This window comes from Mesobacillus sp. ABV4_180 (assembly GCF_056158485.1).
This window is the reverse complement of sequence record NZ_JBSWTJ010000001.1, coordinates 548,334-564,310: the sequence shown is the minus strand read 5'-3', so window position 1 is coordinate 564,310 and position 15,977 is coordinate 548,334. Positions and strand designations below refer to the sequence as shown.

Below are 15,977 nucleotides of genomic sequence, written 5' to 3'. Positions count from 1 at the left end.
AAGAACTCACCGGGAGTGCTGTTAAAACAGTAGAACCGTCCCCATGTTTCAAAAGGAGGTGCTTTCGATGCTTGAGATTAAACAGATTCGGATTAATTTGATGCCGGTTGCGGGCGGGCGTTATTTTTTGAGTGCTGAGGATTTTGATGGCCGCGACCTTTATAAAGCGAAATGGAAAAAGCTGCTGTTTTTCCGTCATAAGGAGAGTTATTACGGGACGATGCTGGACAGTGACAAATGGGGCGGCGCTGAGGGTGTGACTTTGAGTGCGTGGCAGCTTGTGACGCTGTTTGGCGAGGAGAGTTTCAACAGGCTTGTGGAATGGGAATGGGATGAGCTTGGCGACGTTTGCCTGTCGACGGCTCATGCGATTTATGATGCGATTCTTGCGAAGGAGTGGCATCCTGATTTCCAACAGCTGGATGGAGAGGATTTTCGCTGGAAGCTTCCCGTGAGTGTGCTTGACGAGTTCCATGCGCCATTTTGGGACGAAGAACTCAAGGTGAAAGATGAACCACTCAAAGTGCGTGACTTCGTCGCGGACCTTTTCCACCATGGTCTCGAATCTTACTTCCATGAAAATGAGACCATGAAGTATTTGCTTGGCGATAAGCTTGATGTGCTGCGGAAAAAGCAGCTTTCGGCTTCGCAGCTGGCGGCGTATTTTGATGAGGACCGCTGGCTTGAGTGGATTGGATTGAAGGAGATTCCAGCGCCGTTTTCTATCGGGATGCGCCTTGAGGAGCCGCTGGATGATCTCGGTGATTGGGAACTTGGTTTATTTTTGCGGGGAAAAGACGAGCCAATGATGATTGCAGCCCGTGATTACGAAAGCTACCCTGCTGGCTGGGAAGATTTTAGCGAGAAGGTTGAAGATGAGGAAAAGCGTCTCGCTGCGATTTTTCCGTGGATTGAGGAGGATGGCCGCCTGAAGGCTACCCTAACCGAGGATGAAGCGTGGATGTTCCTGACCGAGGCAAGCGAAACGTTGATTGCTCTCGGCATCGAGATTCTCCTCCCTTCGTGGTGGGAAGCGGTAAAGAATGCGAACCTGAAGGTGAAGGCTCGCTTGAAAGGCCAGTCTGGCTATCGCCGCTCTTTCGTTGGCCTGAATGCAATGCTTGATTACGACTGGCGTTTTTCCATGAATGGTGTGGACCTGAGCGAGGATGAGTTCCAGCGCCTTGTGAATGAAAAGCGCCGGCTTGTGTATTTGAAGGGCCGCTGGATCAAGCTAGACCACGGATTCATTCGGCAGATTCAGGATCTCATGAAGAAAGCGGATAAGGAAGGCTTGCATATTCGCGACCTGCTGCAGCAGGAGCTGTCCGATGAGGAAGAAGATGGCGAGGGTGCAGATGACCCGCGGGCGTTCGCGAAAATCCAGATCGAGCTGAACCGCCACTGGAAGCAGATGATGAAGCAGCTGTCTGAAACGAAGGAAATCCCGGATTCGCCGGTGCCGGCTGGATTGCAGGGCGAGCTTCGTCCGTACCAGAAGCTTGGGATGAACTGGTTACTGTTTCTGCGAAAATACGGTTTCGGTTCCTTGCTTGCGGATGATATGGGCCTTGGGAAAACGATTCAGCTGATTTCGTATTTGCTGTCGGTAAAAGAACAGGAAAACGATGGCCATCCGGCACTAATCATCTGTCCTACTTCCGTGCTCGGCAACTGGCAAAAGGAAGTTGAGCGCTTCGCTCCTGATTTACGCCTCCACCTCCACTACGGCCCGAACCGTTTGAAGGGTACTCTTTTTACTGAAGAAGCGATGACATCGGATATTGTGCTGACTTCTTATGGCTTGACGCACCTGGATTTCGAGGAGCTTGAAGCGGTCGAATGGAGCAGCATCGCGATTGACGAGGCGCAGAATATCAAGAATGCCGATACGAAGCAGTCGCGTGCAGTGCGCAAGCTGAAGGGCAAGCACCATATCGCCCTGACCGGGACGCCGATGGAGAACCGCCTGTCGGAACTGTGGTCGATCTTCGACTTCACGAACCGAGGCTATCTCGGCAGTGCCGGGCAATTCCAGAAGCAGTTCATTTTGCCGATTGAAAAAGAAGATAAAAAGGAAAAAATCACTCAGCTGCAGTCGTTCATCAAGCCATTCTTGCTGAGAAGGACGAAGAAGGATGAAGATGTGGCGCTGAATTTGCCGGATAAGGTGGAGCAGAAGGAATACTGCCCGCTGTCGGCGGAGCAGGCTTCGCTCTATGAGCAGCTCGTCAAGGACACCTTCGCGCAGATCGAAACATTATCGAGCTTTGAGCGGAAAGGCTTGATTTTACAGTTGTTGAGCAGGCTGAAGCAGCTGTGCAACCATCCTGCACTGTATTTGAAAGAGGAAAATCCAAAGCACCTGATCGACCGTTCCGCGAAGATGGAGAAGATGGTCGAACTTGTGCGCGCCGTCCTCGATCAGGAAGAAAGCTGCATTATTTTTACTCAGTATATCGGGATGGGCGAGATGATCCAGGATGCTTTGAAAAAGGAATTCGGCATCGATGTACCGTTCCTTAACGGCAGCCTGCCTAAGGCAAAGCGTGATGACCTGATTGCGAAGTTCCAGAATCGTGAGTTCCCTGTATTCCTGCTGTCACTGAAGGCTGGCGGTACGGGACTTAATCTGACCGCAGCAAACCATGTTGTCCACTATGACCGCTGGTGGAATCCAGCCGTAGAGAACCAGGCAACCGACCGCGCCTACCGGATTGGCCAAAGCCGCTTCGTTCATGTGCACAAGCTGATCAGCACCGGAACACTCGAGGAAAAAATTGACGCGATGCTCGAGAAAAAGCAGTCATTGAACGATCAGATCATCCAGAGCGACAGCTGGATTACCGAGCTGTCGACTGATGAATTGCATGAATTGGTGTTTTTGTCTTAAAAAAGAAACAGAGGGACGGTTCTCATGATCCTTTCGTTTAGCAAAACGAAGGAAACACGAGAACCGTCCCCATGTTTTTATCGAATCAAGAAATCCTCTTCTTCCAGCAGATACTCTGGCTTGCTGATGATTTCATCGTTGTGGAAGTGGTCTCTGATGACTCCATCCAATAGGTAGTTGGCGATGGAGACCATGATCATCCCCTGGTCCAGTGCCAGGTATGCTTCGGCGATTTCGCCAGTTTTTACGTTGACGGAATCATAGAATCCGTAGTCACTGTAAGTGTTTAACGCTTTAAGCGCTTTGATGTTTTTGGCTACTTCCTGAGGAGCGTATTCCAAAGCCAGGAATGAGGCATGCGCGGTTACAGTGCCGTCATCCTTGTAGCCTGATGTCCCTAATGGAGTGGCTGCAAATTCACTGTAGTTCTCAGGTGTTGCTGCTGGAGAAAAGCCCCACGCCGGGTAACCTTTTTCCTTGGCAAAAGCGATTTGCAGATCCACATGATGCTGGTTGTTCAGTCCCAATGCATTTTTTCCAAGTTCTTTTTCCTTGAGGACGATTCCAGGCATCAAGCCTTCAAACATACTGCCGCCCCAGCTTGGTACGAATTTGACACCTTTGTATTCGTAATGCCCCTGGAATAATTCGACACCATGGTATGTCCGCATTTCTCCAGTTGGAATTTGTGCCTGCCAATCCCACTCAGGCGGAAGCGTGCGGTACGTTTTCCACCAGTGCTCGGCAGGAACGTCGCCCTTCCCGATCGCAATATAGCTGCCTAATCGCGGCTCGGTGTAGAACATTCCGTAATGATGTCCGGTATGTTCCCCTTTATCAACATAGTAGCCGCCGCGGAACTGGCCGACTTCCGGATCGTACAGGGTAGAGTAGTCCATCGCCTCTACTAATCTGCTTGTCTGGTCATATAATTCTGGGTAGGCCTGTCCTGCCGTAATCAACCCAGCTGACAGCCAGCCATTGTCCACCTGTGAGATGAATTGGCCCCAGTCCGTCATCAATGAACCATCCGCCGTATAATACCAGTTGTAAAACAGTCCATTCCATTTTTCCATTTTTTCAAGTGTATTGATGGTTTTCTGAAGCTTTGATACCGCTTCTTCCTCCGAGATCAATCCCAATTCCTCGGCAGAAATCGTACTTAACATATACATCGCGATGTTTGTTGGTGAAGTGTGGTTCCCTTCCACTTTCTCTCCATCCTTGAAGCGCACAATATCATTGGTCAGACCCGTATTAGGATCGGTGAAATCTTCAAAATAACGATACGTTTTCTTGGAAATCGATTTTAATTGTTTCTGAAAAAATAATTCCTGGGCACTTTGCCTGGAGGCTGATGCAGGAGTGATCAGTAAAGACAGAATCAGGCAGAACATAGTAACGAACACTGTTGCTTTCTTCAAAAATGACATAAACACCCTCCATTAACTGTTTGATTGATTAATCGAAACGTTTCGATAATAGATTAGCACATGGAAATGAAAGCGTAAACAATCTTACACCCAATAACTAGCTTTTAAGTAAAATTCAGTAAAATGTACCCATCTTATAGTAATTTGGTAGCTATCATCATACAGCTTAAAATATAAAAAAACCGGCTCAACAGCCGGCACAAAATTTTGAGGGTATATTGGAGATTTGTTTTTGATTCTCTCTAAGGAAATGGGTTGATCGTGGGTAATTTTTATACTTTGGTGTATTCTTTTTTACTTGTGGCAGGTCTTGGAGGTTCGGCTATGAAGGAGTAAACTCTGTTGAATTGCTGTTCTTTGGAGGCGATTTCGAGCTGGCGGACGCGTTTGTTAAGTTCGTCGACCTTCTCATTGTTCTTACCGACCATTTTAATCAGGCTAATCAACAGCCCTTCGATGGATTCCGATTCGTTATGCAAATGGAAGCTCCTCTCTTTGCGGCACAGAGGGCACTGTCTGCGGCTGGGCTTCCTTCGTGCTGGCTGGTTTCGAACTCAAAAACCGTACTCCCTCGGCGACAACCTCTGTGACATAGACTCGTTTGCCTTCCTGATTATCGTAGTTTCGGGTCTGAATTCGGCCCGTTACTCCGATGACCGAACCTTTCCGGCAATAGTTGGCTGTATTCTCTGCCGTCTTGCCCCAAAGGATGCAGTGGACAAAGTCGGCTTCGATTTCCCCGCTGGCATTTTTGTAATGCCGGTTCACCGCAAGCGTGATGTGTGACACTGCTTTTCCGTCCGGTGTCCACTTGAGATCCGGATCCTTGGTCAGCCTGCCTACTAGCGTTACTTGATTGATCACCTTTTCAACTCCTTTCTATGTTATACCCCGATAATATTCCTCTTCCATTCCGAAGTAAAATGGCGAAAATAACCCTTTTGTCTGTAAAATTGTCAGCTCCACACTTAATACCGGCTCATAATTCAGTTTTCCAATCTCGGTACCTAGCCAAAATTGAATTTTACTAATTCAGAAAAATTCTTTTCGACAAACAGGCATCTTTTCGTTTTCCATAAAGACTGTGTTATAATTTGGACAAGTATTTTGGGAGGTGGTTGACATGAAGACGTTTAAGTTGATTTCAATGCAGCTTGCTGATGATGATGCTTTATTGGATATCGAAATGGAAGACGGCCTGATTATCAATAAAGAAGATGATAAAGGAACGTGGTTAGTCGAAGTTTTTACCGACCATAAATATATTCCTTATTTTCAGGATGCATGCGATAACGAAAAAGAGATCATCGTCCAAGTCGTCATCACCAAACGCGAGAACGATCCTGCAGCCTTCGCGACGAAAGTATGCTGCGTGAAGAAACTAAAGAAACATGCCAGCATTCTTTTAACCGGAAAGCTGACGAAGCCGAAGAGCGACTATCCGGAAAAGCTGCTGCAGTATTTAATGGATAAAGGCTTTACCGGTGAAGAACTGCTTTCTGAGTTTAAAGAAAAGATTATTTCAAAACCACAGATTTTGCAGCCTAAAAAAGTGTAAATCGACTCCTGCTGATTCAGCGGGGGTTTTTTATTTGATAAGAACGGCTCCTAGCCGGAGTGCCTGTATACATAAAAAAGGCAGGAACTAAATCCCGCCATTTTCCATTCATTATTCATCCTTTTTGTCTTCATCGTTAATATCGATGTTGTCTTCAACAGCATCTTCACCAGGCTCATTGTTGTCCTTCATCATGTCGCCATCTTCGTCTGTATTAGTGTCCGGAGTGTCTGGAGCGTTCTCGTTATCATCGATCATGCCATCCTCATCGACATTGCCGTTTTCATCCGTCATGTCACCATTTTCGTCCGCTGGATTCTCGATATCCACATCGTCATCCGGAGGAGGATCCTGATCATTCGCACAGCCTGCAAGGAACATAGCCGATAGTAAAGAGCCACCGATTAGCATTAATAGCTTTTTCTTCATGAGTAAAAGCCCCTTTCATTAAGTAGGTTTTTTGAGACCTGTTGCACGGGTCTGCTGTTATGTTGCCCACCAATGAAAAAAACTTGCATGGTTTTTAATGATTTTTTGTAAAAATTATCCGCTCTATATAAAAAAGAACCCAAAATGTAAATTGGGTTCTCGTCAAACTTATTTTATCGCAAATGTAATTTCTGCTTCACATGCAAGCTCGCCATCTACTGTGGCTACGGCTTTGCCTTTTCCGATTGGACCGCGGAGTTTGATCATTTCCACTTCAAGACGAAGCTGGTCGCCTGGTTTTACCTGTCTTTTGAAACGGCAGTTGTCGATTCCGGCGAAGAAACCGATTTTGCCGCGGTTTTCTTCCAATTTCAATACAGCTACTGCCCCAACCTGTGCCAAAGCTTCGACGATCAGCACGCCTGGCATAACAGGATAATCAGGAAAATGGCCGTTGAAGAATTCTTCATTAGCCGTCACATTCTTAATGCCGACTGCTCTCTTTCCTTCTTCGATTTCCAGGATTTTATCAACGAGCAAGAATGGATAGCGATGTGGAATGATTTCTTTGATTTGTGTAACATCAAGCATCTTTTTAGTACCTCCTATTAATATTAGGTGCTTATCATCTATTGTACTAAAAAAACCAAATAAAAAGGAAGGGAAACTTCCCTCCCTTCCGAAATTATTCTTTATTAACAAGATCCATTATATGCATCCAGGTTGATTTTTCAAAAACTTCTTTCGCTTCTCCGCCGCCCATTATGGCATAGCCAAACATTGCCCCAAGGACGATGCTGGCAGCTAAAAGGAGCAGTACAATAATAATCCGAAGCCAGATCGGAATAAGGCGAACCCGGATTCTTTTCTTTTTTTCGCGTGTTTTCTTTTCTTTTTTTACTTGTTCACGCGTTGCCGCTTCTGAATTATTCTTGTTTAAAGCCATTGTGATTGTTCTTCCCCTCTTAACGGATTCCGTTCACTAGTCCGAGCATCTGATCAGCAAGCATAATTGTCTTTGCATGAAATTGATAGCTGCGCTGAACATTAATCATATCCGTCATTTCTTTGCTCATATCTACGTTCGATTGCTCCAATGCACCTTGCTGGATTGAAACCTGATTCCTTAATGGGCCGACCATATTTGTCATGACCTCTTCCTCGGTTACCCCCAGTTCATCCAGGTTTTCTGGTAAGCCAAGAAGGTTAGCCCCTTTTTGCTCTAAAAATTGAGGCTTATTTACCAATACTACACTAAGATTTACTTCTTGGCTCGTACCATTGTAAAATTCAGCTGTAAATTGACCAGTTGGACTGATTTTAAAGTTCTTAACATTTCCGTTGATGGTAATCGGCTGATTGTCTTCATCCAGGATTGCATGTCTGTCACTGTTTACCAACATTGATTCATTTTCGGAAACCGGCGATAAATAGAGCGCTCCATTACGTGTCAGACGCAACGAAGAGCTTCCGTCTTCATTTTGAACCATGACGCGGTAAAACTGTCCCTCTGCAGTGAAAGCTGTATCAAGTGAGCGGTCAGTTGTCTTTAAACTGCCTTGTGACAAAGCCAGCTGTACCTGCCCCAGTCGAGCCCCATTCCCTTGACGAATATTAAACGGCGTCATCCGGTTCTGTGGTTCAAGTGCATTATTAGGCTGATTGCGGTATTCCTGGACTAGAAGGTCAGTAAAAGACGCTTCACGGCGCTTATAGCCAGCCGTATCAACATTTGCCAGGTTATGGCCGATCATGTCCATCTGCTTTTGCAGCTGTGAAAGTGTATTCGTCGCAGTAATCATCGTTCTGTTCATATTTTATCCCTCAATGCGAAGCCTAAGCTAGGCACGCCATTTATTAAAATTCATCCAAAATCCTCTATAAACGACCGATTTCATTTGCTGCTTTTTCCATACTTTTATCATAAGCCTGAAGAATCTTCTGATTTGCTTCAAAGGCACGGTAGGCTGTCATTATATCCGTCATCGTTTTACTGACATCTACGTTCGATTGTTCGAGGAATCCCTGTTGCATTCTGAATTGTACACCATTCGCTTCAAAAGCGTTCGGCAGCGGATTTCCATCCTCTGTCCTGAACAGGCCATCGCCTTCTTTAATCAGCCGACGTGGATCATTGGCAAAACCAACACCAAGATTAGCACGTTCTCCATTTTCTCCAGTTAGAACACCTGCTTCATTAATTGTGAACCGGTCGCTGGAGAGCTGGATTTGCTGACCTTCAGAATTAAGTACATAATGACCGCTTCCAGTTGTCAAATAGCCCTGTGCATCGATCGTGAAATTGCCGTTTCTTGCATATCTGACTGAACCGTCAGTATTTCGGACTGTAAAAAAGACAGAGCCATTTTCAGGCATATTGACATCAAGCAGTGCAACATCTGTCTTTCTTCCTGTCTCGCGCAAATCACCCTGAAGGAATTTTGGGATGGCTTCCTGCATGTAAACCCCTGTATTTATCGTTCCTATTTCTTTGTTAAACGGCAAATTCAATCCATCTTCTGTAGGGACCTGCTGTTTCTCCATACGCTGAAGCAGCATATCAGGAAACGCCCTCATCGCAGCTTCATCTGCTTTGAAACCAGGAGTATTTGCATTGGACATATTATTCGTCAGCATTTCCGTCCTCCGTTGCTGAGCTAGCATTCCGGAAGCTACTGTATAAAAACCTTTGAACATGGTTCCACCTCTATTGGAAAAATTCCTATTTATCAGGAAATTTTTACACTACTTTCTATTATAAGAAATATATCGGCAAGAAACATTAAAAATTTGCAGGAAAATGTAGGATTTTGGGTTTTATACCAGAAAAATTGGGTAAATAGCAAAAAAATCTGGAAACCCTGCGGTATTTTTACCGAGAATTCTCCAGATTTTTTTAAAACTTCCATATTAGATGATTCTGCGGCGGCCAGCGATGCGGTCGATATTATCAAGCATGATGCCTGTACCGATTGCAACACAATCCATTGGGTTGTCCGCGATTAAAACAGGTACTTTTAACTCTTCCTGCATCAACTGATCGATGCCGTGAAGCAAGGCGCCGCCGCCCGTCAGGATGACGCCGCGGTCAATGATGTCAGCCGATAATTCAGGTGGAGTCTTCTCCAGTACCGTTTTTGCAGCCTGAACAATGACAGCAACGGATTCCCTTAAGGCTTTTTCGATTTCTTCAGAACGCACTGAAATCGTTCTTGGAAGTCCGGAAACCATGTCGCGTCCGCGGATTTCCATTTCCTCGTTGCGTCCGCCAGGGAACACAGTGCCGATTTGAATCTTGATATTTTCAGCTGTACGCTCACCGATCAACAGCTTGTATTCACGTTTGATGTAGCTTAAGATTTCAGCGTCGAACTTGTCGCCCGCCATTTTTATGGAAGCGGAAGTAACGATATCACCCATAGAAAGTACAGCGACATCTGTTGTACCGCCGCCGATGTCAACAACCATGTTCCCGCTTGGCTGGAAGATATCCATGCCCGCGCCGATTGCCGCAACTTTTGGCTCTTCTTCAAGGTAAACTTTCTTGCCGCCGCTCTTTTCAGCAGCTTCCTTGATTGCTTTTTGCTCAACGCTCGTAATGTTCGTCGGACAGCAAATCAGAATGCGCGGCTTTGAAAGGAAGCCCTTCACATTCAACTTATTGATGAAATGCTTAAGCATCGATTCCGTCACATCGAAATCCGCAATGACTCCGTCTTTCAACGGGCGGATTGCAACGATATTTCCAGGAGTACGCCCAACCATCTTGCGCGCCTCTTCCCCGACAGCCAAAACCTTATTGGTGTTTTTATCAATCGCCACTACAGACGGTTCATTCAATACAATTCCACGGCCTTTAACATGGATCAACACATTGGCTGTACCAAGGTCAATCCCGATATCCCTAGCAAACATACTGTTCTTTTCCTCCTTGATCAATGGCAGGCTGCGGCTGATTAAGCCTCGATTTTCTCAGGTGTATTAGACCCTTATATATGTAAAATAAATCGCGATGTCCGAGAATATACAGACGTTGCCGCAATCTGCGAACCATATTCTACCCTAATTGTTTATTTTATCACATAGAGAAGAAATAAGTAACATATTGCTGAAAAATTTGACACACTTTGATATAATTTGTCACAATTTGTGAATTTACCGAGTTATTCATGTAAAATTGTCATAACAGGAAATTTAGACAGGAGGAATTTTGATGGAATTTTTAGTAGCAGCAGTCGTGGTTCTGCTATTTGCTTCTTTTCTGGTTATTAAAAATGCCCGCGGATCCTCTGACCGTGGCGAAGGTCCGGACATCAACAAACCGAAATCGGCACCCGACAGCATCGGGGATAAAGGGGATGACGATGGAGATGGCGATATTGGGGATTGAGGAAAAAAACGAAGAGTGAATTGTCATCCACTCTTCGTCTTTTTGAGTATCTATGCAAAATAACGGGCTAAAATTACTGTGACCCAAATAAGTTCCTTTTACCGTTTTCATCTCGCACCCTTTTCGGGCAATGCAACGTACTTCCTTTTACCATTTCCACCTCACACTCCCCTTTTCGGGCAATGCAGCGCACTTCCTTTTACCGTTTTCATCTCGAACTCCCCTTTTTGGGGAATGCAACGCACTTCCTTTTACCGTTTTCATCTCGCTCGCCTTTTTCGGGCAATGCATCCTAAACATCTTAAAACCCACAAATTTCAACCCATAAAAAAGAACCCAGGATCTCTCCCGGGTCCTTCACATCCATTTTATTCTTCCTCAACCTTCATCTTTCGTCTGCGTGCCAAAACGGTTGAAGCGGCTGCGATCAGACCGATTGCTCCTGCCAGTGTCCCCCCAAGTAAAGGTTTATTTTCATAAAACTTTACTAGAGCTCCCTTTTCGACTATTTCGAATGAAATAACGGTTGTTTTCTCATTCTCTGCATCGTCATAGGCCGTTACTGCGATTTCATATGGCTTGATTTCAGCGACTGTGGTTTTGATTACTTTGTAGCCATTCTCTTCTACTACTTCGCCATCGAATAACTCACCGTTAATCATGACTGATTTTATTTTGTCATTCGGGTTATCAAGGCGGATGACGATGTCGACTGGATCATAGTATTTTTCTTTATTTTTCACACCTTCATAAACTACCTTCGGCGCGGTTTTGTCGATGATGAATTCGACGCTCAGCTGCTGGATGTTGCCTGCCTTATCCTTTACTTCAAAGAACATGACGTGCTTTCCTTCTTCTTTGATTGGATCTCCTGCTTTATATGGCTTTCCGTCAAGCATCATTGCGATGATGTCGTAAGAACTCATGTCCTCGATTAAAAGCTGAGGCAGCAGGTCGGTATTGAAATAATTATTTGAAATCGGCTCTTTAAACTTAATGACTGGCTTTGTTTTGTCTATTGTGAAGACAATTGTTCTTGCCGAAACATTTTTCGCCAGGTCTGTTACAACTGCTTTTAAAATATAATCCTGTTCGTACTCAAGCTTTGTTCCGTTTTCGAATGGCTTTCCGTTCAATGTTACGGATGTTTTACTGCGATCCAGATGGATATCTGAATACGTCACTTTTGGCGCGATATCCTTGTTAAAGAAACCATCAAGCACTCCGGAGATGTTCAGCATCGGCTTGGTTGTATCCAATGTGAAGCTGATTTCGAGTGTTGATTCATTTCCGGCTTTATCTCGAGCCAGAACTTTGTAAGTGTATGACATTTCTCTTGCTGCGACAGGGATATTTTTACCGAGGTTTCCACCATTATTAAGTGTTGCAGAAACAATCGTATCCTCTGCCTCATCCAGAGCGAACTCTGGAGTAAACACTTCATTGATGTACTCACCATTTTTAATGACGCGATTCTGTCCTTTGAATTTTGGTGTGATGACCGGCTTCGTCTTGTCGATCGTGAATGTCATCGTCTTGCTGAAGCTGTTACCCGCTTTGTCGGTCGCCTCAACCACGATGTTGTAATCACCTTCGCCGCTGAAGTTGTGGCGGAAGGAAGCAAGGTCACCATTTACAGAGAAGCCGCCCGCGCTATATGGTGCGCCATTTCTTGTAACATTGATTTTGTTAATATCCAAATTAAGATCTTTGATTGTGACGTTTACAGGTTTATCAACATTGTAATAGGCATTATTATCGACACCTGTAATCTCGATTGACGGCTTCACCTTATCTACAGTAAAGGTCATCTTTTTCGAAATCGGGCCGTTTCCAGCCTTATCTTCAGCTGTTGCCAGGACTGTGTATAAGCCGTCCTGGTTAAAATTGTAGCCTAGCTTCGACAGTTTACCTGAATTTTCCCATTTGCCGATGTTGAAATCCAGCCCATCTTTAGTAGCAGAGATATCGACGTTGTTTGTATCAAAGTTCAATTCGTCAACTGAGATCATTACATTTTTACCTGTCGGATTGTATGAGTTATTATCAACTCCGACTATATTCACGACAGGATTTGTTTTATCGATGATGAACTCTCTCTTGTCCTGCGCGCCCCTGCCCGCTTTATCCTTTGTGTCAAGGGTGACTAAATAGCTGCCTTCTTCGGAGAATGTGAAAGTCTTTACAGCAGATATTTTTCCCATCATTGACAGTTCACCAATGTTGTAGTCCTTTCCGTTTCTTTGGACTTTTAGATTAGTTTGTGACAAGTCAATGTTACGGTCAGCGATACTAAAATTAACCGGTTTATCTGTCCGATAGTTATGTTCGTTATCAACACCTGAAATGCTAAGTTCCGGGTCAATTTTGTCAATCGTGAATAGCAGTTTTTCCGTTGCACCAATATTTCCTGCAGCGTCCGTTGCATTAACATTTATTTGGTATTCACCATCCTGATTAAAGACGTAGCCTAAATCAGATATCTTATTTACGTTCTTCCATTCGCCGATCGGGAAGTCTACTGAGGCTCCGTCGACCTCAACTTTCCTGGTGACTGTAATTCCAACAGCATTGTTGCTGTAATTACGTTCATCTACTTCAATTTTCACTTCCTTACTGCTGCTATTGTAAGAATTATGTTCTGCTCCAGTGATTCGAATCTTAGGTTCGGTTTTATCCACTGTGAAGCTTCTTTTTTGCTCTGATTTATTTCCAGCTTTATCAGTAGCTACAACTGTAAACTCATAATATCCTTCTATGTTAAATGGATAAGGCTCTTTTGAAATTTCACCTTCATTTTTCCAAGGAAGAATATACTTTTCTTCTGATCCATTCAATTGATAATAAACCTCTACCTTGTTGTGGTCATAATTATGTTCTTCAATTTGAACATTTACATTTCCTTCTTTAACAAAAGAACTTTCTCCAATTCCACTAAATGTAATTCCAGGACTTCTTTTATCGATTGTAAAATGGATTGGTTCTATTGAGTAACTATTTTCTTTTGTATCATAGCCACTAAATTCAATTTTGTAGTCTCCTTCTTCATTAAACGATAAAACCTGTTGCGCTGTCTTTATCCTTCCGCGTCCATCCTTCTTCCAATTATCATATTCGTTTATTGATCCATCTTCTTTTGTAACTTTTAAAACCGGCTTTACTTTTTCAATATCAAGAGTCAAATCCTCAATTGTAAAAATAACTCCGTTCAATCCTGGATAATGCCCATTGCTCTCTACTCCATCCACGATCAAAATCGGATCTTCTTGGTCAATGGTAAACATCACTGGGGGATGAACTGTTTTATTTAATGCCTTATCCATTGATTCGAAATGGATTTCGTAATAGCCATCTTGGTCAAATCTATATCTTTTCAAAGCACCCATTTGCTTACCATTTTCCTCAATAAGCTCAAGGTTTGGCAATTCATCAACTTCAACACCATCACGTAAAATCTTAAGTTTAGTGTTTGAGAAATCAAAATTCTCATCAATCACTTTTAGTTCAATATCTTGAGTTCCTCCATAGGTTTCCTCATTATTGACATTATTGATTTCTAATTTTGGTGGAGTTTGGTCTATTACGAAATTTACAGTATCATTTTTAAAGTTACCTTTTTGGTCCTCTGAACTTAATTCAAACGAATATTTCCCATCTGCCGAAAAAGTTTTTTCGACTTCAGCAAAGTTAAATAATTTCTGGATAAGACTAACTATTTCTTCTTTTTTCTCTCCAGCATTATCTGTTATCACTTTTAACTCTGTCTTCACTGGATTCAAATCCAGTGTCAAATCTTTTACTGATACTAATACTTTTTTATCCTTATTAAAGTATTTATTGTTAGGGTCATTATTCTCTTCATCTTTTATCGATAAAAGTGGCTCTGTATTATCAATGATGAATTCCAGCGTGTCATTTTTGAGATTTCCAGCTTTATCGACTGCTGATAAATCATAAATATACACCCCATCTTCACTCACTGTATCAAAAGCTGTATATGTTGATTGATCTGATACGGTAAATGGGATATTAGTTTGGTTTTCCCCATTCAAAGTCTTTAATGTTTTTGTTATTTTCGAGAGGTTTAGATCTAAAAACTTTTCAAAAACATTCCCTGTTATTTTTTTCTTACCTTCTATTTCTTCGGAACTTAAAGATACTTCAGGATGAGAGGTATCAACTGTAAACATTATAGGGCCTAATGTATAAGGATTACCTTTTGATCGGGAAGTAACTTCTATAGTTATTTCATAATTACCTTCGGAAACAAGAAAATCTACAGATGCTGTTCTTCTATCTGCAATTAAGTCCACAGTATCTGACTCAGAACCTTTTTTAATGGTCATTATTGCTTTTTCAATAGAGACACTACTTTCAACTAAAGCCTGAAGTTCAGTTGATGAAGTGTAACCATTTGAAGCAATTGCCGTGTTGCTTGCTTTTTCTTTTAACGTTAAACCAGGTGCACCTTTAAGTATTGAAAACTTAATTGTTTGTGGAATACCCACATTTCCATGTGCATCAGTTGAAGAGACTGTGAGTTCATAATCCCCATCTTCTTTAAAGAGGTAATCTAAACTAGAAGTTTTTTGCGTATTAGTCCAATCTGGGACATTTGTATATACCTCATCATTTCTTTTAGCTAATACAGTTACTGTATTGGAATTGTGATTTTCTTCCTCTACCTGCACTTTGACGTTTATGTCAGAAGGATATAATAATCCATCTTCCGGACCGGAAATGGATATTACAGGAGCAATCGAATCACGTGTTATGAAGAAATAGTCAGAAGATTCATGTGTGACCCACTCAGTAACATTATTCAGCACCATGACATTTACATCTAACCTTCCCTGATGGTTAAATGGGATTTCCACCTTATATTTTCCTTCGAAACTATCTCCTCCTAAAGGTGTAATGTTTGTTGGTTGTACTTCAGTTTCACCATGTTTAGCAGCAATAGTAAAAGGTATTTTCTGTAAATCCACTGTGCCTGGGGCGGGGATTGAAGGATATTTATTTTTAAATTCAGCACTTAAGTCCACTGTGAAAACAACAATGTTCTCAGAAGATAATTTCCAATCTTCACCAAATTCATCAGCAGTCATATTCCACACATCATCATTAAATATGATATTTCTTACAAAATCCCCCTCAGACCAAACCCTCCCATTAAAAACCAAAACAGATGAAATCAACACTAACATAATAGGGATAATTACAACCCACTTATTCCGGGCTTTTTTCCTTTTCCTCGGTTCAAGCATTTCTCAT

The 15,977-nt window shown here is 43.1% G+C and carries 13 protein-coding genes; 3 read left to right on the top strand and 10 right to left on the bottom strand.

What is annotated here, in order from left to right:
* Window positions 1–67 precede the first annotated feature (67 nt).
* The gene (locus ACXAEA_RS02900) at window positions 68–2,893 is read left to right on the top strand and encodes a DEAD/DEAH box helicase (RefSeq protein ID WP_475094438.1); all 2,826 of its coding nucleotides are present in this window, start codon (window positions 68–70) and stop codon (window positions 2,891–2,893) included.
* 77 nt (window positions 2,894–2,970) lie between these two features.
* On the opposite strand, the gene ACXAEA_RS02895 is transcribed toward ACXAEA_RS02900, so the two are convergent.
* The 3 genes from ACXAEA_RS02895 to ssb form a co-directional block, all read right to left on the bottom strand.
* Window positions 2,971–4,326: a glucoamylase family protein gene (locus ACXAEA_RS02895; protein WP_475094437.1), complete on the bottom strand. Its 1,356-nt coding sequence runs from the start codon at window positions 4,324–4,326 to the stop codon at window positions 2,971–2,973.
* A 272-nt stretch (window positions 4,327–4,598) separates the two neighbouring features.
* A complete protein-coding gene (locus ACXAEA_RS02890; protein WP_475094436.1) occupies window positions 4,599–4,805 on the bottom strand; it encodes a hypothetical protein in 207 nt (68 codons plus the stop codon).
* Entirely contained in the window at window positions 4,798–5,190 is a 393-nt protein-coding gene (gene ssb, locus ACXAEA_RS02885) for a single-stranded DNA-binding protein (protein WP_475094435.1), read from the bottom strand. Before ssb ends, ACXAEA_RS02890 begins: the two co-directional genes overlap by 8 nt.
* Before the next feature lie 259 nt (window positions 5,191–5,449).
* Here ssb and ACXAEA_RS02880 point away from each other — a divergent pair, with 259 nt between their 5' ends.
* On the top strand, window positions 5,450–5,884 hold the full coding sequence (locus ACXAEA_RS02880; protein ID WP_475094434.1) for a YwpF family protein: 435 nt from the start codon (window positions 5,450–5,452) through the stop codon (window positions 5,882–5,884).
* 111 nt (window positions 5,885–5,995) lie between these two features.
* Here ACXAEA_RS02880 and ACXAEA_RS02875 read toward each other — a convergent pair whose 3' ends face one another.
* The 6 genes from ACXAEA_RS02875 to mreB form a co-directional block, all read right to left on the bottom strand.
* Window positions 5,996–6,313 (bottom strand): hypothetical protein, encoded by a 318-nt coding sequence (locus ACXAEA_RS02875; protein WP_475094433.1) that lies wholly within the window; start codon window positions 6,311–6,313, stop codon window positions 5,996–5,998.
* Window positions 6,314–6,481: 168 nt separating this feature from the next.
* Window positions 6,482–6,904 carry a 3-hydroxyacyl-ACP dehydratase FabZ gene (gene fabZ / locus ACXAEA_RS02870; RefSeq protein WP_475094432.1) on the bottom strand — a complete coding sequence of 141 codons (423 nt, stop codon included), beginning with the start codon at window positions 6,902–6,904 and terminating at the stop codon, window positions 6,482–6,484.
* A 94-nt stretch (window positions 6,905–6,998) separates the two neighbouring features.
* Window positions 6,999–7,259 (bottom strand): DNA-directed RNA polymerase subunit beta, encoded by a 261-nt coding sequence (locus ACXAEA_RS02865; protein ID WP_475094431.1) that lies wholly within the window; start codon window positions 7,257–7,259, stop codon window positions 6,999–7,001.
* Between the two features lie 19 nt (window positions 7,260–7,278).
* Entirely contained in the window at window positions 7,279–8,127 is an 849-nt protein-coding gene (locus ACXAEA_RS02860) for a flagellar hook-basal body protein (RefSeq protein ID WP_475094430.1), read from the bottom strand.
* Window positions 8,128–8,191: 64 nt separating this feature from the next.
* Entirely contained in the window at window positions 8,192–9,010 is an 819-nt protein-coding gene (locus ACXAEA_RS02855) for a flagellar hook-basal body protein (protein ID WP_475094429.1), read from the bottom strand.
* 213 nt (window positions 9,011–9,223) lie between these two features.
* Entirely contained in the window at window positions 9,224–10,228 is a 1,005-nt protein-coding gene (gene mreB / locus ACXAEA_RS02850; protein WP_475094428.1) for a rod shape-determining protein MreB, read from the bottom strand.
* Between the two features lie 298 nt (window positions 10,229–10,526).
* Between mreB and ACXAEA_RS02845 the strand changes: the two genes are divergently transcribed.
* Entirely contained in the window at window positions 10,527–10,703 is a 177-nt protein-coding gene (locus ACXAEA_RS02845; protein ID WP_475094427.1) for a hypothetical protein, read from the top strand.
* Between the two features lie 368 nt (window positions 10,704–11,071).
* On the opposite strand, the gene ACXAEA_RS02840 is transcribed toward ACXAEA_RS02845, so the two are convergent.
* A complete protein-coding gene (locus ACXAEA_RS02840; protein ID WP_475094426.1) occupies window positions 11,072–15,970 on the bottom strand; it encodes an Ig-like domain-containing protein in 4,899 nt (1,632 codons plus the stop codon).
* Window positions 15,971–15,977 lie beyond the last annotated feature (7 nt).